General features: G+C 59.5%; 21 protein-coding genes and 1 tRNA gene. 12 read left to right on the top strand and 10 right to left on the bottom strand.

Annotated elements, in window-relative coordinates:
* Window positions 1-55: 55 nt before the first annotated feature.
* From ACVWXF_RS08045 to rpsP, 3 genes are all read right to left on the bottom strand, one after another.
* Complete coding sequence (locus tag ACVWXF_RS08045) at window positions 56-1,159, bottom strand: Get3/ArsA fold putative tail anchor-mediating ATPase NosAFP (RefSeq protein ID WP_414383712.1); 1,104 nt, start codon at window positions 1,157-1,159, stop codon at window positions 56-58.
* Window positions 1,156-1,416, bottom strand: a complete 261-nt coding sequence (locus ACVWXF_RS08040) for a KH domain-containing protein (RefSeq protein WP_414341712.1) — start codon at window positions 1,414-1,416, stop codon at window positions 1,156-1,158. The genes ACVWXF_RS08045 and ACVWXF_RS08040 overlap by 4 nt, the downstream gene beginning before the upstream one ends.
* Before the next feature lie 64 nt (window positions 1,417-1,480).
* Complete coding sequence (gene rpsP, locus ACVWXF_RS08035; RefSeq protein WP_457474112.1) at window positions 1,481-1,957, bottom strand: 30S ribosomal protein S16; 477 nt, start codon at window positions 1,955-1,957, stop codon at window positions 1,481-1,483.
* Between the two features lie 262 nt (window positions 1,958-2,219).
* On the opposite strand from rpsP, the gene ACVWXF_RS08030 reads away from it, so the two are divergent.
* Complete coding sequence (locus ACVWXF_RS08030) at window positions 2,220-2,666, top strand: TerB family tellurite resistance protein (protein WP_011432104.1); 447 nt, start codon at window positions 2,220-2,222, stop codon at window positions 2,664-2,666.
* 122 nt (window positions 2,667-2,788) lie between these two features.
* Here ACVWXF_RS08030 and ACVWXF_RS08025 read toward each other — a convergent pair whose 3' ends face one another.
* A complete protein-coding gene (locus ACVWXF_RS08025; protein WP_457474111.1) occupies window positions 2,789-3,184 on the bottom strand; it encodes a metal-sensing transcriptional repressor in 396 nt (131 codons plus the stop codon).
* 114 nt (window positions 3,185-3,298) lie between these two features.
* On the opposite strand from ACVWXF_RS08025, the gene sds reads away from it, so the two are divergent.
* Complete coding sequence (gene sds, locus ACVWXF_RS08020) at window positions 3,299-4,270, top strand: solanesyl diphosphate synthase (RefSeq protein WP_041436149.1); 972 nt, start codon at window positions 3,299-3,301, stop codon at window positions 4,268-4,270.
* A 28-nt stretch (window positions 4,271-4,298) separates the two neighbouring features.
* On the opposite strand, the gene lepB is transcribed toward sds, so the two are convergent.
* Window positions 4,299-4,985 (bottom strand): signal peptidase I, encoded by a 687-nt coding sequence (lepB, locus tag ACVWXF_RS08015; protein ID WP_041436160.1) that lies wholly within the window; start codon window positions 4,983-4,985, stop codon window positions 4,299-4,301.
* Between the two features lie 161 nt (window positions 4,986-5,146).
* Between lepB and ACVWXF_RS08010 the strand changes: the two genes are divergently transcribed.
* Window positions 5,147-5,482, top strand: a complete 336-nt coding sequence (locus ACVWXF_RS08010) for a hypothetical protein (protein WP_457474110.1) — start codon at window positions 5,147-5,149, stop codon at window positions 5,480-5,482.
* Between the two features lie 31 nt (window positions 5,483-5,513).
* On the opposite strand, the gene ACVWXF_RS08005 is transcribed toward ACVWXF_RS08010, so the two are convergent.
* Window positions 5,514-6,560 (bottom strand): ATPase, T2SS/T4P/T4SS family, encoded by a 1,047-nt coding sequence (locus tag ACVWXF_RS08005; RefSeq protein WP_414332177.1) that lies wholly within the window; start codon window positions 6,558-6,560, stop codon window positions 5,514-5,516.
* 168 nt (window positions 6,561-6,728) lie between these two features.
* Between ACVWXF_RS08005 and ACVWXF_RS08000 the strand changes: the two genes are divergently transcribed.
* The 5 genes from ACVWXF_RS08000 (at window position 6,729) to ACVWXF_RS07980 (ending at window position 10,055) form a co-directional block, all read left to right on the top strand.
* A complete protein-coding gene (locus ACVWXF_RS08000) occupies window positions 6,729-7,448 on the top strand; it encodes a pyridoxine 5'-phosphate synthase (RefSeq protein ID WP_414341700.1) in 720 nt (239 codons plus the stop codon).
* A 14-nt stretch (window positions 7,449-7,462) separates the two neighbouring features.
* Window positions 7,463-8,095 (top strand): DUF3318 domain-containing protein, encoded by a 633-nt coding sequence (locus ACVWXF_RS07995; protein ID WP_457474109.1) that lies wholly within the window; start codon window positions 7,463-7,465, stop codon window positions 8,093-8,095.
* A gap of 12 nt (window positions 8,096-8,107) precedes the next feature.
* Complete coding sequence (locus ACVWXF_RS07990; protein WP_457474108.1) at window positions 8,108-8,941, top strand: biotin--[acetyl-CoA-carboxylase] ligase; 834 nt, start codon at window positions 8,108-8,110, stop codon at window positions 8,939-8,941.
* A gap of 44 nt (window positions 8,942-8,985) precedes the next feature.
* Window positions 8,986-9,891: a M23 family metallopeptidase gene (locus ACVWXF_RS07985; RefSeq protein ID WP_457474107.1), complete on the top strand. Its 906-nt coding sequence runs from the start codon at window positions 8,986-8,988 to the stop codon at window positions 9,889-9,891.
* Window positions 9,892-9,974: 83 nt separating this feature from the next.
* Window positions 9,975-10,055: transfer RNA gene (locus ACVWXF_RS07980), tRNA-Leu, on the top strand.
* A 3-nt stretch (window positions 10,056-10,058) separates the two neighbouring features.
* Here ACVWXF_RS07980 and ACVWXF_RS07975 read toward each other — a convergent pair.
* Window positions 10,059-11,072 carry a glycosyltransferase family 9 protein gene (locus ACVWXF_RS07975; RefSeq protein WP_457474106.1) on the bottom strand — a complete coding sequence of 338 codons (1,014 nt, stop codon included), beginning with the start codon at window positions 11,070-11,072 and terminating at the stop codon, window positions 10,059-10,061.
* Window positions 11,073-11,266: 194 nt separating this feature from the next.
* On the opposite strand from ACVWXF_RS07975, the gene ACVWXF_RS07970 reads away from it, so the two are divergent.
* A complete protein-coding gene (locus tag ACVWXF_RS07970) occupies window positions 11,267-12,424 on the top strand; it encodes a DegT/DnrJ/EryC1/StrS family aminotransferase (protein WP_414419826.1) in 1,158 nt (385 codons plus the stop codon).
* A 278-nt stretch (window positions 12,425-12,702) separates the two neighbouring features.
* On the opposite strand, the gene glgB is transcribed toward ACVWXF_RS07970, so the two are convergent.
* A complete protein-coding gene (gene glgB, locus ACVWXF_RS07965) occupies window positions 12,703-14,994 on the bottom strand; it encodes a 1,4-alpha-glucan branching protein GlgB (protein ID WP_457387655.1) in 2,292 nt (763 codons plus the stop codon).
* A 60-nt stretch (window positions 14,995-15,054) separates the two neighbouring features.
* A complete protein-coding gene (locus ACVWXF_RS07960; protein ID WP_457474105.1) occupies window positions 15,055-16,530 on the bottom strand; it encodes a dihydrolipoyl dehydrogenase family protein in 1,476 nt (491 codons plus the stop codon).
* A gap of 194 nt (window positions 16,531-16,724) precedes the next feature.
* Here ACVWXF_RS07960 and tatA point away from each other — a divergent pair, with 194 nt between their 5' ends.
* A complete protein-coding gene (tatA, locus tag ACVWXF_RS07955; protein WP_414409439.1) occupies window positions 16,725-16,970 on the top strand; it encodes a twin-arginine translocase TatA/TatE family subunit in 246 nt (81 codons plus the stop codon).
* A 226-nt stretch (window positions 16,971-17,196) separates the two neighbouring features.
* A complete protein-coding gene (locus ACVWXF_RS07950) occupies window positions 17,197-18,033 on the top strand; it encodes an anti-sigma factor domain-containing protein (protein WP_457474104.1) in 837 nt (278 codons plus the stop codon).
* A gap of 8 nt (window positions 18,034-18,041) precedes the next feature.
* Here ACVWXF_RS07950 and ACVWXF_RS07945 read toward each other — a convergent pair whose 3' ends face one another.
* Window positions 18,042-18,533, bottom strand: coding sequence for a helix-turn-helix domain-containing protein (locus tag ACVWXF_RS07945; protein ID WP_457474103.1), 492 nt, complete (start codon window positions 18,531-18,533; stop codon window positions 18,042-18,044).
* Window positions 18,534-18,788: 255 nt separating this feature from the next.
* Here ACVWXF_RS07945 and ACVWXF_RS07940 point away from each other — a divergent pair, with 255 nt between their 5' ends.
* Complete coding sequence (locus ACVWXF_RS07940; protein ID WP_011433560.1) at window positions 18,789-19,682, top strand: bestrophin family protein; 894 nt, start codon at window positions 18,789-18,791, stop codon at window positions 19,680-19,682.
* The last annotated feature ends 144 nt before the right edge of the window (window positions 19,683-19,826 follow it).

Raw genomic sequence — 19,826 nt, 5'->3', positions numbered from 1 at the left:
CTCCCGAGGACTCCATACCGCTAACGCGAACAGAGGGGAACAACTGGGGATCGTTTTAGCCGAAGCTGATGACCAGGAAGGGTTCTTGAAACTTGGCCCCGGTCACCTGCCGACCCGCCAAGCTGGGGGGCAAGAACAAATTGCGCCGCTGATCCCCGGCGGTGATGGTCAGCTCCGGGCCCGACTGGCTCAGCTCGATTTGGGCCTTGCTGAAGCCGGGAATAAACAGCTTGACTGTACGGGCTCCCTCGTCGATGGCCACGGGCGGCGGCACATCCGGCACGGCGAACATCCCTCCTACTGCCGCTTCCAAAGCCGACCAATCGGATCCCTGACGCAGGGGGAGTGTTCGTAGTGTCAGCGGGAAAAAATCGGCGGCCGAGACCTCTCCCGGAGCCAGAGGGGTAACCCAGAGGCCACCCACCGTCAGCCCCACCATCTGAGCACTCCCCCAAAGGTAACGGGCGGTTTGCACGGCCATCGGGTCAGGGGTGGTCACCAGGTGGGCCAACACGCGGCGCGGATTGGCAATAGCCTGTCGTCCCTGCTCCAAAAGGTTGGTCATGCCCCCTAACCGCTCTGGCAGATCCTCCAGGGAGGAAAATTCCACGGTGCTTACCGAACGCAACAAGGGCTCGGCAAAGGGTCGCAGGGTTTTGGCCAAGTCGGATCCCAAAAAAGCTTGGGAGGCTCGCCGCCAGTACCAACTGGCCACCTCCGGGATCCCAAAGGCCCGCAAGGTGGTCAGATCCCCTGGCCCGTCGTAGAGAATGCAGTCGTATTGGCCGCTGGCATCGTAACGGCGCAGAGCTTCCAGGGCCAGGGCCTGATCCATGCCCGGCAACACCCCCAGTTCCTGGCCGTAGATCTCCCGGAAAAAGGGGGTGCGCACGTATCGGGCTTCCAGCTCTTTGGCCGCCGTCCAGAACTGCTCCAGCAGCTGGGTTGTCCGCAACTGCACCACGCTCAAGTTGGCAGCAATGGTCACCGGCTCGCCGGAAAGCGGGATCCCGCCCAAAAGCATTTCCAGCCCCGGCCCCGCCTGATGGCCCACCAACAGCACCCGCCGCCCCTGCTGGGCTGCGGCCCGAGCTGCCGCCACGGCCAAGGTGCTCCGACCTGTGCCCCCCTTGCCCAGAAAGGTGAGAATTTGGCTCATTCCCGCTCTCCCGCTTCTCCGTAGATGTCGATGTACAGAGATTGGCCCGCCAACTGAGCTGCAGCCATCATCACCTGTCGAATCGCCTGCAAGGTACGCCCGCCTCGCCCGAACACCCGCCCGCGATCCTTCGGGTCAAAGGCCAGTCGCAGCCAAACCTTTCGCCCGCCACAGGTGGTTTCCACATCCATTTGAAGAGAGGCGCTGCTGAGCAGCGGTTCGATCAAAAGATGGGCGAGAGCCTTGTAGTCTGGCATAGAGAGCTAGACGACAGGAGGGAACAACTGGCCAAGCCAAGCTTAGCCGAAAGCGCAGCCGACCCTAGGCCTCAACCGCTTCCTCAACCTGAGGCTTTTCAACTTCAGCTTCTGGAGGACTTAGTTCTGCTGCTGTCTCAGTGGCAGCTTCGCTCAATTCAGACTCGGGAACATCGGCGACTTCAGCTTCGGCCATGGACTCTGTTGCAGGGGCCTCTTCTGCCGCCTCAGGGATCCCAGCTTCAGGCTTGGCCATGGCCGGGATGCGAATCGAGGCAACCACTCCGCCTTCCCCTGCTTTCAACATCTCGTAGATGCCGGCCTTTTTGAGGAGACTGTCCACGGTCTCTGTGGGCTGAGCGCCACAACGCAACCACTTCAGCAAGCCTGCCGTTTGCAAAACCGTCTCCTTGGTGCGCGGGTTATAGTAACCCAGTTCCTCTAGCGGACGGGCTTCACGGCGGCTTTTACTTTCAATGGCGATGATGCGATAGCTGGGTTGCCGCTTTTTTCCGTAGCGCTTGAGCCGCAATTTGACCATGGGGTATCCACTCCTTGGGGGACGCTCCGCAAGCTGTAAAGATCCAAAAAATCCAAAAAAGAGTTCGCCTAGACCCGCCAAGCCTGCTGGAGCTCCAGAGCCTCGCTCCGAGCCTTTGGCGTTTGGCCGGTAGACACAGGCCTTTTATTTTAAGCGATTTTCTGCTTGACTGGAACTTGACTGAAAAATGTCCGACCCCGGTTTGGAAGGCAACCTTCATGGCAGAGTTGAAGAGAAAACCCTACACTCAGCAGCAACTCCCATGATCAACTACGCCGATTTGACAGACGAGCAGCGCCAGCTCTACCTCAAGGCCCTGATCGCGGTGGCCCGAGTGGATGGCCAGTTGGACGAAGAAGAAACCTCTTTCTTCATGCAAATCGCAGAAGGGGTAGGCATCGAAGCGCCACTGGCCCAGACCTATCTGGCGGATGAAACAGGTGCGCCTTTGGATATCAGTGGGATCCCGCCCATGCGCAACGCGGCGGGGGCCTTGATCCTGCGGGATCTGGCGGCGATGGCGGTGGTGAACAGCCAGTTGGTGGAAAAGGAAGAGGAGCTTATTTTCCAGATCGGCAAAGCCATGCAGTTCAGCGCTGAGGAGATCAACGAGTTTATCGACTGGGCCTTCATGGGACTGCAGTGGCAACTCAAAAGCGCATCCCTGCTGGAGCGCTATGCCCAGCCCTCCCCCCAACCTTCTGAATGACCTGGGGTACTAGATAGCATCACAACGGCCAGCCCCCGCTGCAGATATTGACAGCCCAGTTTGGCGTTCCCCTGAGCCAAGCAAGGGGAGACTTTCATCAAGTTAAATCTGGCCATCGAGACTTAGCTGATAAAGCGATCCAGAGCCCGCTGCAACTCCTCCAGCTCCACTTCGATATTGCCGGTCTCGATGGCATGGCGGATGCAGTGGCGAATGTGATCGTCCAAAATCAGCCGCGCCACCCGATCCAGCGCTCCCTTGACGGCGGCAATTTGCAGCAGCACATCTGGACAGGGCTGATCCTGCTCGATCATGGAGCGGATCCCGTGCACATGCCCTTCGATGCGAGCCAAGCGGTTGATCAACTTGCGCCGAGACTGGGGATCATGATGGTGAGGCTGGGCCCGCCCAGACAGCGGCGGCTTTTCCAGCGCCAGCTCCCACTCCTCCTCCCAATCGGGTTCTGAAGGGAGCGGTGGAACGGAATGAGATCGAAGTGGGGGGACGGGATCCGACATGAGAAGGGCAAAAGACTGCTTGCATGATACTGCCTGGTTTTCCCCGGGAACGATGGGGTACTCTACAATAGGAAAAGATGTGAAATTTTGTAAAACCTCTCATACTTTGGCTCCATGACCTCTGTGCTCTCCCCCTTTGGCCCTGTAGAAGCGGATCTGGAGCGTTTACGCCAGAACCTGACGCGGTTGGTGAGTGCCAAGCACCCCATTCTGGCCATGGCTGCCGAACATCTGTTTTCGGCGGGAGGGAAAGGGATCCGGCCAGCCATCGTGCTCCTCATTGCCCGTGCCACCACCCCAGATGGAGAGATTACCCCACGGCATTGGCGCTTGGCAGAGATTACTGAGATGATCCACACGGCCAGCTTGGTTCACGACGATGTCATCGACGCTGCCGACGTGCGACGGGGCATCGATACGGTGAATACCCTCTTCGACAATCGGATAGCCGTGCTGGCGGGGGATTACCTCTTCGGCCAAGCTGCTTGGTACTTGGCCAATCTGGACAACCTGGAGGTAGTGAAGCTCCTTTCCAAAGTAATCATGGATTTGCCGGAGGGAGAGGTGCGCCAGAGCCTCACCCGCTTCGACCCGGATGTGTCGATGGAAGACTACCTGGCCAAGAGCTTCTACAAAACGGCCTCCCTCATGTCCGGCAGTTCCAAGGCTGCTGGCCTGCTGAGCGGGGTTAGCGAGGAAGTGGCGGATCGCCTGTTCGATTTTGGGCGGGATCTGGGCATTGCTTTTCAGATTGTCGACGATCTGCTGGATTTCACCGCTTCGGCAGAGACGCTTGGCAAGCCTGTGGGATCCGACCTCATCCAGGGCAACCTCACTGCGCCCGTTCTGTTTGCCCTAGAGGAATTTCCCCAGATGCGAGAGCTCATTCTCAGGGAGCTGTCCAACCCGCAAGACCTGAAGCAGGCCCTGGAGTGGGTGTATCAAAGCGAAGGGATCCCACGCTCTCGTCAGTTGGCCCGCGACTACGCCCAGCGGGCTGCCGAAGCGCTGTATAGCCTGCCGGACTCTGCGGCGCGTCGTGCTTTGTTTCAGATGGTGGACTATGTGCTGGAGCGGCTGCACTGAGCAGTCCCGACAGGGTCAAGCTGGCTTTCTACCGGGCTGTGTTGCCCAACACTTGGGCCTCTGGAAGAAGCTCAGGATATTCTGGCGGGGCGAAAAAGTGTAGGCGATTTGGGGGCCAAAAGCGAAAAATGGTGTTGCCGATGATGTTTTCTTCCGGCAAGAAACCCCACACATGGGAGTCTTGGCTGTCGTTGCGGTTATCCCCCATCACAAAATAGGAGCGGGGAGGAACCACGAATTCGGATCCCTGATTGGGAACTCCAGGACAGCGCTCGCCAGGGCAAGAATAGTCGGGGGGGGCATAGATGTAGTCTTCCCGCAGCGGGATCCCGTTGATGATGACCTCACCGTTGGCGATGCGAATGCGATCTCCCGGCAGGCCGATCACCCGCTTGATGTAGGCCCCGTCGAAGTTCAGTTTGGCGGGAGGGTTGAAAACAATAATATCGCCTCGTCTGGGCGAACCAAAGCGGTAGCTGACCTTTTCCACCACCAGCCGATCCCCTTCTTCCAGAGTGGGCAGCATCGAATCGGAGGGGATCCAACGCGCCTCTGCCACAAAGGTGCGAATGCCGAAGGCCAGCAACAGAGCCAGCACCACCGTCAGAAGGTTTTCCCGTTGCGCCTGCCACCAGCTGCGGGATCCCGAGCTGGCAGGGGTTTCCCCTGATGGCGACTGGGGCTTGGGCAGAGGAGTTGGATCTTTTGACGGCATGGAAGCTAACGAACAAGACTTCACGATCTCAAGATTACCGCACCCAATCCAGGGCAGCAGAATGGGAGGCCCTCCCATTAAACCCCTGCCGGAGAGACGAATAGTCGGCAATAGCATAGGATTGGTATCCTGGTGTACCGTACTCGCAACTGTCAGCCTCCATGACGATTTCAACGGAAGAGCGCCTAGAGCGGGTCGAGCGCCTGGTCGAGGCCAATAGCCAAGCAATAGCTCGTCTCACCCAACAACAAGAGGAAGTTTTGAGGCGGATCGATCGGCTCTCAGGGGATAGCGAAAAACTCTCGGAGCGGATTGAAAAGCTCTCGGGCGATGTCGAAAAGCTCTCGAGCGATGTCGAAAAGCTCACTTTTAAGTTCGACACCTCACAAACCATCGGGGAACGGCTGGAACGTCTAGCCACCAGCCTGATTGCCGGTGCCACCATCAGCATCATTGCCGGAGTGATTTTGGTGCTGCTGCGGGAGGGATCCCGTTGAAGGGATGTTGCTCGGGGCTGGTTTTGGGGGGTCAACTGCCGGAATTGAGTTTTTCCCAGTCCTGCTGGTGGATGGCGATCATCTGGGCTTGGGCTTGAATAGCTGCCAACACCTCCGTCATCAGGGGCCAGTCGCTCCGCGGCGGACTGGGGTACTGCTTAAGCTTGTCAACTGTGTTGCTGAGAGCACTTTGCAATTGTTGCAGCAGTTGATAGGTCTGTTGGGCCAAAGCTAGGGTCTCAGAGACGCGGAGGTTATTCTGGCCTTGTTGATATTTCTGGAGAGCTTCCCCTCGCAGGATGCTCAAGATGGCCCCTTCTCTAGAGGCGGCAGTCTGGCCACTTTTGGAGCGCTGCGGTATGATGCGCAACTGCAACACCAGTGGCTCCCCCCGGTACATCCGCTCCACCTCTGCCTGCTGCGGCTCCCCGATCAACTCCGGATCCAGCGCCATCATCCGCTTCATGGCGGTGATCAACTTCGCTCGTATGGACTCGGAGAGATCTTTGAACAGATCCCGCAAAATCCCCTGCTGGCGGTAGCGCACTCGACAAGAAGGCCCCTCTTGAGGCTCCACGAAAATTTGCTCGGCTTTCTCATCCAAAGCCCGCCGCAGCATCGAGTTGAGCAACTGCTGTACTGTCTCTTCTGATTCGTCGGCGGGGACGGACGGAGGCTGGGTTGGCCTCAACTGCGTGGGTGGCCCCGACACGGGAGCAGGAACCTCCCGAGTCACCCGGTTGGCTTGGGCCTGGAGGCGCAGCCGCTCCACCTCTGCCGGGTCGGGGGGATGGCTGAAGTAGTAGGCAATTAAATCCTGCTGCTGCTGAGCGGTGAGAGGGATTGGCTGGACGGAAATCTGGGAATAGGCCAGCATTTTGCTCACATAGTCCAACGCCGCCAAATCCTGGGGATCCACCATGCCCAAGATGAGGCTGTCGGTATCCAGGGCCAAGGGGACGACTTGGTAGTAAATGCAGATTTCCACCGGCAAGTACTGGGCAATTAGAGCCGGCACTCGCGCCCGGTCAACAATGGAGTGTTGTCCCACCGCCAGAGAGGCATCTGGATCAGTCATGGCAAGCCCGGAGTGGATCCCGCACAGGCGAGACGTCGCTACCTGATCATAGAGTAAAGCCTACACCCTCGCGGCCTGAGGCCCATGGCATCCTGGCTCATCTGACCGGCGTAAATTGAATAATGTAATACTAGGGGTATTCTCCTCTACACCCAAAGCAGTAAAGCCTTGTTAAGTCTTGGAGTTAACATCGACCACATTGCCACCCTTCGACAGGCACGCCGCACGGTGGAGCCGGATCCGGTAGCGGCAGCGGTGATTGCCGAGCTGGCGGGGGCAGATGGCATTACGGTGCACTTGCGCGAGGATCGCCGTCACATTCAAGATCGGGATGTGCGGCTGTTGCGGCAAACTGTGCGCACCCACCTCAACTTAGAGATGGCAGCCACCGAGGAGATGGTGGCGATTGCCCTGGAGATTAAGCCTGACTACGTCACTTTGGTTCCTGAGCGGCGGGAGGAAATCACCACCGAAGGTGGGTTGGATGTGGCGGGGCAGGTGTCGCGCCTCAGGGATGTGGTCGGCCAACTGCAGGGATCCGGCATTCCCGTCAGCTTGTTTATCGACCCAGATCCGACCCAAATTGCCGCTGCTGCCCAAGTGGGAGCCCGCTGGGTGGAGCTCCACACGGGGCGCTACGCAGAAGCCTCATCCGAAGCTCAGCGGCAGGTGGAACTTGACCACCTGGAAAAGGCCAGCCAACAGGCTCTTCAGCTGGGCTTGCGGGTGAATGCGGGACATGGTCTTACCTACTGGAATGTCGGCCCAGTGGCGCGGATCCCTGGCATGGAGGAGCTGAACATCGGCCACAGCATTATCAGTCGAGCGGTGCTGGTGGGGCTGGATCGGGCGGTGCGAGAGATGCGTCAGGCGATGGGACTAAGCTGAGGAGCAGGCCCAGCATGAACTCGGAATACTACGACTACGAAAACTACGTTCTGGATCAGGCGGAGATTGAGCGCCTGTTGGATCTGCTGCCAGCCAGTATGCGGGAGAGTGTGAAGATCTTGCCCGCCTCGGAACGGCAAACGGTGGTGATCAAAGGCCGTCGGCAAATGCCCTGGGAACGGCAGATGCGGCTGTTCATCAAGCCCTACGAGTGGCGGCAATTTACCCCCCTGCAGCGGGCGGGGCTGTTCCTGCACAAGGTGGGCTACTACAGTCGGGCGGTGTCGCGGCAGATCGACTTTTACCTGGCCATAGCAGCTCTGGGGGGGTTGAGCTTGATCTTCGAGGCCGTACAACAGGATCCCGTGGGAGCAACCGTTTCGGGTGGTTTGAGTGGCTTGGCCCTCTGGCAGTTGCGCCGCGACCAAACCAATGACCGTCGTCTGTTGGCTGCTGACGCCTATGCGGTGGATCGCCTGGTGTTGCGCGGGATCCCGCGGCTGCAGGCGGTGGAGGCCCTAGGGCAGGCGCTGCATGTGGAGGCCCGTCTGGAGGGGCGCTCGGGCAATGATCTGCTGGACATGTTGCGCTACCAAAACCTCAAGCGGCTGGCCCAGCGTCCGGCGGAAGACATTGTGTTGAGCTAATCCCGGGTAGAGATGCTTTCTCCCTCGCGGCTGGGATCCCAGGCGGGCCGGTGGGGCCGCCATCTGCTGCAAGTGGCGGTGACCGATTCCACCAATCGGCTGCTCTTGGACTGGGGCCGTCGGTTCCCACAGCCGCTGCCAGTGGGCACAGTTTTGGTCAGCACCCGCCAACGAGCTGGGCAAGGTCAACATGGGCGGGTGTGGCACTCGGAGCCGGGGGGACTATACCTGTCCGTTTGGCTGGGATCCCCGCCCTTGCATCACTCGCTGCTGGAACTGACCCTGACCTTGGGCTGGGGCATTGCGGGCTGCTTACGGCAAAACCTTGGGATCCCGCTGCGGCTGAAATGGCCCAACGATTTGGTGGTGGTGGACGAGCAGCGCCCGGATTCTCTGCTCAAGCTGGGGGGGATCCTGGTACAAAGCCGCTTTGGGGGGGGCGGGCAACTGCTGGGGTTGGTGGCCGGTGTGGGGGTGAATGTCAACAACCCCGTTCCCGTTGGGGCAATCACCTTAGCCCAAATTTTGGGATCCCCTCTGCACCGCTCACTCGACCGCACCGAGATTGCCGGCTGGGTTCTGCAGGGGATGGAGCAGGGATTCCACGTCTGGTTGCAAGGGGGATTTGCCTCCGTTCGCTCGGAGTACGAAGCCTGGATGGTTAGGCCACAAATTCAATTTCAATGGCCGGAAACAAGCCCCACGATCTTGGGCCTTGCCGAGGATGGGAGGATGCGAGTACAAACACGGGGGGAGCGACATTGGCAACAGCAGCCATCCATTCTGACGCTTACACCCGATCAAGTTCGCTTGAGCTATTCCATTCCGGCGGGCGGCAGCCCGTAGTTTTTCCAGTGTTTTTTCTCATGTGGCCTGCGTTGAACTCGGTGATGAAACTTTGGGTTATAGCGGCACGCCTTTTCTCCCCCCAAGCTCGGCGGCTGCGCTTTTGGCTGAAGATAGGGCTGGCTCTGCTCTGGTTTTATCCCACTGCTCTGCTGGCCCAGACCCAACCAACCCCTCTGCCCCCGCCGCCCATGGTGGAACCGGCCCTAGACACGCCTGGGGCAGCAGCCCTGCTGCTGGATGGAGCCATTCCCCTGGGAGAGGGCAGCCCTGCGACCCTTGAGGCAGAAACCCGCCCAGAGACGGTAGTAGGCCGCGAGATCGTGATTGAGCCCCAGAAGAACCATGACCTGGTTCCCCATGCTCAGCCTGAAGGTGGGGTGCCGGTGGTGCTGATGGAACGCAGCTCCGGTCGCCGCATCATTCTCGCCCCCGGCCAAGAGATTCGCATCGAGGATCCCAGCCAGCCCCAAGCTCCTGAACCGCAAACGCCAAGGTTGCCTGAACTGGCGGCAGGTGACGAACGACTGCTCTATCCCTTACCTCACCCGGTGCCGATTACTTCTGGATTTGGCATGCGAATTCACCCCATCCGCGGAGAGCCGGAGTTTCATGCCGGGGTGGATTTGGGGGCCAGCATGGGCACGCCGATCTTGGCCTCTTTAAGCGGCAAGGTGGTCACTTCGGGATCCCTGGGGGGTCTAGGGATCACCGTTGTGCTGGAGCATGCCGGCGGTCGGCGCACTCGCTATGGCCACATGTCCGAAGTTGCTGTAACACCGGGGGAAGTGGTAGAGCGGGGATCCGTCATCGGCTATGTGGGGGCGACCGGAGCGGTAACTGGGCCGCACCTCCACTTTGAGCTGTGGAAGCGGGCGGTGGGGCAAGGTTGGGTGGTTCTGGACGCCACAGATGATCTGAAGGTTGCTGTTGCCCAGCTGCCGGGTTAGCCAGAGCCGGCTTGGGTTAGCATAGGTGGGCGGGCTCCAACTGGAATGCTGGCGCAGGTAACCAGTTGGGTCATGCAGGTTTTGCGGACGTGGCGGAACGGCAGACGCGCTAGACTTAGGATCTAGTGCCGCAAGGCGTAAGGGTTCAAGTCCCTTCGTCCGCATCCCTAACCCGGAAACAAAACCTGCAAAACCTCCTCAGGAGCAATCGACTCCACCTCCCCACCCGCCCCCCGAACCGCCCGAAACGGCCCCTCCCCCGGCAACACCCGCGCCGGCTCCGTAGGCCCAAACAACGCCACCAGCGGCGTCTGGGTAGCCACCGCCAAATGCATAGGAGCACTGTCCACACACAACAGCAGCGTCGCCCCCCCAATCAAAGCCGCCAGTTGCCCCACCCCCGCCGGTCGGCTCACCGGCACCCCCGGCAACTGCGCCATCAGCTCATCCGCCACCTGCTCATCCTCCGGCCCCACCACCAGCACCAACGGCAGCTCCGGCCGCTTCTCCCGAAACCCCCTGACCACCTTCCCCCACTGACTGGCCGGATACAGCTTGCGCACCCCCTTCTGCTGCGACAGTTGGCTGGCCCCCGGATGCAGCAGCACATACTCCTGCACCCCCTCCCCCAACAGCCGCCGCCGCTCCTGCGCCGCCCACTCCAAGTCCGCTTTTTTCAGCCGAATCTGAGGCCGAACCGCCGCTGGAGCTAGGCCAAACCCCTGCACCAGGTCGTGGTACATCTGGGCCGCATACTGGGCCCCCTTCCAGGGCACCGGGTCGGTCAGCCACGGCCAACCCGGCCCCGGCGGCGCATAGCCCACCCGCTTGGGAATCCCCGTCAGCCACAGCAGCAGCTTCACCCCCAGCCCCCTGCCCAGGCTCAGCACCGCGTCGTACTGCCGCTCGCGAATCCGCCCCAGCAGGTCGCTGAGATCCCCCAACGACAGCCGCTCCTTGAAAGGAAAAGTCAGCACCCGGCTCACCGAAGGGCAAACCTCATAAGCCCCTGCTGCCCGCGGCTCCACCAGCACCTCCAGCTCCGCCTCCGGGAAGCGCTGCCGCAAACTGGCCAAGGTGGGAAAAAACAAAATCTGGTCACCAATCCCGCCCGGCACCAGAGCCAGAATCCGAGGTGCCAAAGGGGCTGTGCCGCCAACTGCTCGAGAAGCCACCTGCATAAAGCATCCTGTAGAAAGCTGTATCCAGCCTAGGGGATCCCCGCTTACTCTATCTCAGATTGGGTGGATAGATTCAGGGCCAGCTCGACCCGCGGAAGACAAACCCCAGAACCCTTCTGGGCCAGAGCGTTGTGTACACAGGCTCTCATCCGCGATGATGGGCTGTGGCCGCCACCTTCTGCAAAGGCAGCACCATGACGGAGGAGCCGATTCCGCTGTTGGATTTGACGGGGCAGTACCGGGCTTTGGCCGGGCTGTTGCAGCCGCAGCTGGAAGCGCTGCTGGCCTCTGGCCAGTACATCGGCGGGGCGGCGGTGCAGCGCTTTGAGGAGCAGTTTGCCCAGTTTTTGGGGGGTGGCTCTTTGGAGGCCGTCGGCTGCAATTCCGGCACCGATGCCTTGGTGTTGGCTTTGCAGGCTTTGGGCATCCAGGCGGGGGATGAGGTGCTCACCAGCGCCTTCAGTTTTTTTGCCTCGGCTGCCGCCATCAGCCGGGTGGGGGCGCGGCCGGTGTTTGTGGATGTGGATCCGTGCACCTTTAACCTGGATCCGCAGCTGCTGGAAAGGAGCATCTCCTGCCGCACCAAGGCGGTGGTGGTGGTGCATTTGTTTGGGCAGGCGGCCAACATGACCCAGATTCTGGCTATTGCCCGGCGGCACGGCTTGGCGGTGGTGGAAGATTGTGCCCAGGCGGTGGGGGCCTGCTGGGGGGGCAGGCCGGTGGGCACTTGGGGGGAGGTGGGCTGCTTCAGTTTTTTTCCCACCAAGAATCTGGGTGCGGCTGGGGATGGGGGGGCGGTGGTGACGCGGGATCCCCAACTGGCCAGGCGGGTGCGGGCTCTCAGGGAGCATGGGCAGACCCGTCCGTACCACCACGAGCATTTGGGTCTCAACAGCCGTTTGGATGCGCTGCAGGCGGTGATTCTCTCGGTGAAGTTGCCTTATCTGCGGGAGTGGAACTGGCGGCGGCAGGGGATTGCGGAGTGTTACCACCGCTTGCTGCAAGGGATCCCGGGCTTGATGTTGCCCCAGGTGGGGGTGGGGGGGAACTCGGTGTGGCACCAGTACACGGTGCGGGTGGTGGGTTCTGAGCCGTTGGATTCGCGGCGGCGGGACGATTTGCAGCAGGGTCTGAAGGAGCGGGGCATTGGCAGTCGGGTTTACTATCCTCTGCCGTTGCCGCTGCAGCCGGTGTACCGAGGGCTGGGCTACAGGCGGGGCGATCTGCCCAATGCCGAGCTATGTGCGGCTCAGGTGTTGTCTTTGCCGTGTTTTCCTGAGTTGACCACCTGTCAACAAGAGCGGGTGGCTGCGGCCATTGCTGAAATCCTCTCAGAAAAAACCTGCCCGTAGCACTCAGTTATGTCTGCCTTATGGTCATTTCGATTCAAACTAGAACACTGCACCCACGCCCACAGTCATTTTAAATAAGAATGAAACGAAATGAAACATTTCCATCCCATTGCTTCCCAACTCCCCTCTCCCTCTGGGAAGAGGACTGGGGGTGATCTCGGAAGCGGTATGGAGCGCTTGGGGATTGTCTCAATCCAGCTTGAAAGGACTACAAATGGCCAAAAAACGAAGTCTCCAGACCCGTCCTCCCAGGGCGGCGGAAGGAAGCCAGCAGGGTGTCAATTCTGGGACTCGACCGGCTGCGGCGGCTGCCATTTCAGCACCAAGGTAGAAAGTTGCGGCAGGCAGAGCTCGAGGGAGTAGGGCAAGTTGTGGTAAGCCCAGTCGTCCGTCCACTTGCCCCCCAAATTGCCTACCCCGCTGCCCCAAAACTCCACAGCATCGCTGTTGAGCAGCTCTCGATAAAAGCCTCGCTCCGGCACTCCGATGCGGTAATGGGGCCAGACCACCGGCGTGAAGTTACAAACCACCACCACCCACTCACTGGGATCCTCCCCATAGCGGATGAAGGAAACAATGCCGCGATGGTCGCTGCAGTCAATCCAGCGGAACCCCTCCGGTTTGGTGTCTTGGGTGTACAGGGCAGGCTCAGAGCGCAACAGGTGATTCAGGCTGGCCACGTAGTGGCGCAACTTGGCGTGGGGTTCATACTGCAGCAGCCCCCAGTCCAGATCTGCCCAAACGTTCCACTCATTCCACTGGCCAAACTCCATGCTCATGAACAAGGTTTTCTTGCCAGGGTGGGTGAACATGTAGCCATACAAAGCCCGCAGACTGGCGAACTTATGCCAATGATCCCCCGGCATTTTGCCCAACATGTGGCTCTTGCCATGCACCACCTCATCATGAGAAAAGGCCAGCATGTAATTTTCGCTGAAGGCATACATGAGGCTGAAGGTGACCAAATGGGGATGGAACTGGCGGAACCAGGGATCCATGTGGAAATAATCCAACATGTCGTGCATCCAACCCATGTTCCACTTCAAGTTGAAGCCCAGCCCACCCACATGGGTTGGCCAAGTTACCATCGGCCAAGCAGTAGATTCTTCGGCAATGGAAAGCGCACCGGGGTTGTATTTGAAAATGAGGGTATTGAGCTGCCGGAAAAAGTCGATGGCTTCGAGGTGTTCCCGCCCGCCGTAGGGATTGGGGATCCACTCTTTGCGGTCATAATCCAGATAAAGCATCGAGGCCACCGCGTCCACCCGGATCCCATCGATGTGGTATTTCTCGAACCAAAAAAGGGCATTGGCCACCAGATAATTGCGCACCTCGTTGCGGCCATAATTAAAGACCAAAGTGCCCCAACCTTTGTGCTCGCCTTTGCGAGGGTCGGCGTACTCGTACAGGTGAGTACCGTCGAAAAAAGCCAGCCCATGCCCATCTTTGGGGAAATGCCCAGGCACCCAATCGACAATCACGCCGATCCCGGCCTGGTGAGCCCGATCGACAAAATACATAAAGTCTTGCGGGGATCCATAGCGGGATGTTACGGCATAGTAGCCAATCACTTGATAGCCCCAAGAGCCATCAAAGGGGTGTTCTGCCACCGGCAACAGCTCGATGTGGGTAAAGCCCAGCTCCTTCACATAGGGGATCAATTTGTCCGCCAGCTCGCGGTAGGTGAGGAAGCGAGTGTTGGGCTTTTGATCCACCAGCACACTTTGCCCTTCGGCAGGTGGATCTTCAGCCGAGGCGTGCATCCAGGATCCCAGATGCACCTCATAAACCGAAATCGGCGAGCGCAGGGGATCGGTGGCGGCGCGTTTTTCCAGCCAGGCTTGGTCGTGCCAGGTGTAGGTGTTGAGGTCGGCTACGATGGAGCCGGTTTTGGGGCGCACCTCCTGTTGAAAGCCATAGGGATCCGATTTTTCGTAGATATCCCCCCAGGAAGTTTTCACCTCGTACTTGTAGATGGCGCCTGGCCCTATGCCGGGGATGAATACCGCCCAGATGCCGCTTTCGCCCAGCCGCTTCATCTGGTGTTGACGCCCGTCCCAGTGGTTAAAATCGCCGATAACGCTGACGTTGCGGGCGTTGGGAGCCCAGACGGCGAAATGCACCCCCTTCACCCCGTCCACCGTGATGGGATGAGCGCCCAGCTTGTCGTAGATGCGGTGGTGATTCCCCTCGTTGAACAAGTAGCGATCCAGCTCGCCAATGTGGTTGACCTTCTCCAAGGGAAAGCGGTAGGGATCCTCCCATTCTTCCAAGTGTTCCCCTTGGGGATCCCAGACCCGTTGGGCCCGCAAAAAATAGTCCGGCAGAGGGGTTCCCGGCTCAAAGCGCAGCTCGAATAGCGTTTCCGGGTGCAGCGGCTGCATTGGGTAAGCCTGTCCAGTGGCGCGTTCCACCAGCCAAACCTGCCGAGCATTGGGCACAAGGGCGCGCACCAACCCAAAGGATTTCCCGGCCTCTTCTATCTGCTGGGGGCCCAAAACGGCATAGGGATCCTGCCATTGGTTGGAAACAAACTGACCCACTTGTTCGGCAGACAGGAGAAAGCCCATCGGGAACCCTCAGCAAACGACTGATTCCAGTCTAGCGGTGGCCGACCTCCGGTTTGCGCTTTAGCTCCAGGCTCGCCTCCAGGCAAAGAATCCCTGCAAGAAGTTCTGCAGGCGGGGGTTGGCGGCCAATTGTTGCTTGCGGTGCTGCAGGGCCGCCTTGGCGTTCACCTCCGAGCGGGTGGGGTAGATGTGGATCCCGGTCAGGGCAGAGACGGGCAGCCGCCGGCTCATGGCCAAAACCACTTCATGAATCAGCTCTCCCGCCTGGGATCCCACCAGGTGCGCCCCCAAAATCTGGCCGTTGCGTCGACAGATCAACTTGGCAAAGCCCAGGGGGGCGGCTTCTGCCTGGGCCCGATCCACATCGGCAAACTCCTGTTTGAGCACCACCACATCCTTGCCGTATTGCTGCCGGGCTTCGCTTTCGGTGAGGCCCACACGGGCCAGCTCCGGCTCGGTGAAGATGGCCCAAGGAATGACACGATAACGCGCTTGGCTGAGGGGGAAAAACAGGGCATTGACCAAGGCCACTGCCGCTTCGTAGGCCGCCACATGGGTAAATTGCGGCCCGCCGATGACATCCCCACAGGCGTAGATGCGGGGATTGCGGGTTTGCAGCTTGGCATTCACCTGGATCCCTTGGGGGGTGTACTGCACGCCGGCGGCTTCTAGACCCAGCCCTTCCACGTTCGGGATCCGACCGGCGGCCACCAAAATCTCTTCTGCACGGATCACTTGATCACCTGCAGCGGCGGTGCCTGCCCCGGAATTGGCCTTTAGGGAAAGCAGCTTTGCCCCTTGCTCTTGGCCAACTGCTGTGGCGCGTACCCGGGTGAGGATGCGGATCCCATCTTGGGCCAACTGTTGCTGCACCACCTGGGCGGCTTCGGGATCCTCCTTGGGCAAGATGCGCTCGCGGCTGGCAATGAGGGTCACCTCGGATCCCAGACGGGCCAGAGCTTGGCTCAACTCGCAGCCTACCGGCCCCGCCCCAATCACCGCCACCGATTTGGGCAAACGGGTTAGGTCAAAGATCGATTCGTTGGTCAGATAGCCCGCCTCGGCCAAGCCTGGCAAGGGGGGAACCCAAGGACGGGATCCGGTGGCGATGACAAAAGCCCGCGCCTGTACCTGCCGTCCTGCCACCTCAAAGGTGCGCCCATCCACAAAGTGGCCCTTGGCAAACACCATCTCCACCCCCAGTTGGCGGAAGCGATCTGGCGAATCGGCGTGGTTGGCGATGTAGCTCTGGGCAGAGCGAATGTGTTCGTACACCTTGAGGTAATCCACCGCGATCCCTGCTGGGCCGGGGAGAGTTACCCAACCGGCAGCCATGGCCTGGCGAATCCGATGGACGGTATGGGCCACGTGAAGAAGGGCTTTGCTGGGCACACAGCCATACCAGAGGCAATCGCCGCCCAAGCGGTCGCTGCCTTCCACCAGCAGCACCTTGGCCTTCAGTTGGGCAGCAGCGCTGGCCACCACCAAACCCGCTGCACCGGCGCCAATGACCACAATATCGTAGGAGACAGGCATGGCTTGTTCTGAACAAAAACATCGGGCAAGGGATAGCACCATCCTATGTCTTGAGTAGGCCGGGGGTAGGCTGGGAGAAGTCCTTGCCAAAGGATCCCTTTCTGCATGGGAGAAGAACTTGTTAGAGTGGGACGGATTGACCCCTTAGAATCTGGGTTGATCCGTCTGTTCTACCTTTCAGGGTTTGGGGACTTATGACTATCCTGCTGCCGAGCGAACCTATCTTGGCCGTGAGCATCTTCGGCATGGGCCTGCCAGAGCTGGCCGTGATTGGGGTGATCGCGGTGGTCGTGTTTGGCCCCAAGAAGCTACCCGAGTTGGGCAGTGCCTTTGGCAAAGCGTTGCGGAGTTTCAAACAAGAGATGAACAACCCCGGCAGCGATGACGAGCCTGCCGGCACGGAAAAGGTGGAGAAGGTGGTGGAGAAGGATGCCGCCTGAGGGTCGCGGAGAGGGGTGGGATCCCAACTTCTGCCAGGGACGTGCTGCCGCAACTGGGGATCTTGTCGAGAGGGGGGATCCAAGCCAGCTTTGGATGAGAGGTGAAGTCAGCTCGCAAGGGAGCCGGCTCCAGGGCTAGTGTATAGTTCTGGAAAGTTCCCCAGCCTAGTGCTACCGGCTGAGCCAAAATCAGCCCGGATAGGCCCATCGGATGCCCCAAAGGTGTATGGCTGAGCTGACCGATTTCCAGTTAATGCGCCAGATCCAACTGCGGGATCGCCGCAGCCACTTTTTGCTCAAGGATCGCTATCGGAAGCGCCTGCTGGATATTGCCTTGGCCATTCTCAAGCAACCTCACCAGGCGGAAGAGGTGGTGCGGCAGGTGTTCGAGTTCTGCTGGAAACACGCCGATGCCTTTGACCTGCAGCGGGATCGCTCGGTGGCCCTGTGGCTCTACGAGTTGACGGCCTTTCAAGCCAGGGAACGGCTGCGGCGTTGGGCTTGGCTACCTGCCCCCCTCTCCATTCAAACTTCGGCTCCCCTGTGGCCGCAACGTCTTCTCTGGGGCAGCCTGGCGGTATTGGGGATCTACGCGCTGGCCATAACAGCGGCCTACTGGCGGCTGCGCTGGCAGTGGGGATCCCCCATCGAGGGAGAGTCAGCGGCGCTTCAACAGCTCTATCAAGAGTGGCAACGACAGCCGCAAGTGCAGCGAACCCTGCTGCGGGATCCCAGCTTCAGCACTCCCCTGTTGGTGCAAGCCCTCTGGTCGCCCCATGCCAAGCAGGTGCTGCTCTTGGCCTCGGAGATGGCTCCCGCCCCCCCAGGGAGCACCTATCAACTGTGGCTGGAGTCGGAGATCCAGGGAGGGGGACGACTGCTGGAAAACGCCGGCACCTTTGCCGTCAACGGGGAAGGATCCCTGCAATGGCTCAGTCAACCCCTCCATTCTGAGCAGCCGACCCGCCTCCTCATCACCCTCGAACCGGCAGGAGGAAGCGAATCCCCCACAGGCCCGCCTCTGCTGCAGAGCAGTTTTTGGATCCCTGCTGCCCAGCCCTGATCAAGAGATCAAGAGAGATGGGGGGATGGCTGGGGAGTTTGTCCCCCGCTCTTGCGCCGCTTAGCATGGGATCCCCGCAAGCGCACCTTGAGACGGTAGCGAACAGTTTCATGCACAACTTTGTAGGAAGCATCCACACCGTGGGTTTCCCGCAGCCATTCGCGAATGTCGCTGTAGGTACGGAATCGGCCAGGCTGATGCAGCTCCTGCTTGAGGATTTCCAAAACCGGCTTGGGGATGAGGGGTTTGCGCCCTTGGTTGCGGGGCACCGTCAACATGCCCTCTAGCCCCCTGGCCTTGTAGCGTTGAAACCATCGAAAAATCGTTGAGATGTCCCGCCCCAGAATTTCAGCCAAGCCTGTCATCGTCTTGACTTTCCCAATCTTGAGCAGGTAAAGAGCTTGAACCCGCTCCTTGCCGGTCGGTGTGGACTGCTTGCTTAGTAGAGATTTGAGCTCTTCAGCCGATTCCCGAATGTCGAGCTTGAGGACTCCAGCCATGTCGAGGTATCGCAGAACGGCGTTGAATTTGTTGCTTGGCTGAGAGTGTACCACAGTACCTTCGGGTTCTGGAAGTTGTTCGTGAAGTTTGCCTGGGCATTGCTTGACATTTACAGAATCTCGAACTGAAAAATCTCTAACAGGCTACCCTCGTCGCTTTTCAGGATAGGCGGGCAAGGGATCCCCTCTAGGGCGGCAGGCCGTGGCTGTAGGAGTGGCTGTAGGATCAGAGAGCAAGCTTGCCGACGCTGCACTATGGTTCTTCGCAAGTATCTTGCAGGAGAGGGGCTGCGTTGGTTTCGCCTGGCCCTGCAGTTGCAAGGATCAGTTGTGCCGGCAGTGCTGCCCCGCGCCTTTATCTGCGGCTTGGCCGGGGTGCTGGTTTCGATTCTGTATAAGCTGGGGCTGCCCCTGGCGCTGTCGTCGTTGGTGGCGTTTGTGCCCAACATCGTTTTGGGTTTGATGCTGGTGTTTCGGACAAACACCGCCTACGAACGGTTCTGGGAGGGGCGGAAAGCTTGGGGATCCGTGGTGAATGACGTGCGCAATTTGGCCCGCCTGATTTGGGTAGCCATTGAAGAAAAGCAACCCGGCGACCGGGAAGAGAAGATCCAAACTCTATATCTATTGCCCGCCTTTGCCATGGCCATGAAACAGCACTTGCGCCAGGAACCTTTGCTGGATGAGATTCAGCCCCTCCTCAGCCCGGAGCAGTTGCAACGTCTCCAAAGCCTCAACCATCCCCCTTTGCAGATTGCCTTTTGGATTGGAGATTATCTGCAGCGCCAATACCAAAAGGGCCGCGTTGAGGTCTACCAGCTCACGATCATGGTGGAGCGGCTCAACAGCATGGTGGATGCGCTGGGGGCCTGTGAGCGCATTCTCATGACCCCAATGCCGATGGCTTATGCCCTGCACTTGAAGCAGTTGCTGTTGCTTTACTGTTTGTCTTTACCGTTTCAAATGGTGGAGGGCTTGGGTTGGATGACCGGCCCCATTGTGGGATGGCTGAGCTTTATGTTGTTTGGCGTTGAAGAGATCGGCATCGAAATTGAAAACCCCTTCGGCCGGGATCCCAATGATCTGCCCCTCGATAACATTTGCAACAAGATGAAGCACAATATTGCGGATTTGATCAATTCCACTTAGGGAACTCTCGCCGTTCTGGATGGCAGGGCAGCTGCCCATTTCAGATCCTCAGCCGGCACCTACCCCTAGTGGAGATAGCCGGGGCGAACCCGATGATTGAGAGGAAGGGATCCCTATATCTTGGGTAGGGAACAAGATGGGTTT

The organism is Thermostichus sp. MS-CIW-40, assembly GCF_054058315.1.
The sequence above is the reverse complement of the archived record's forward strand: the minus strand, read 5'-3'. Positions and strand labels throughout refer to the sequence as shown.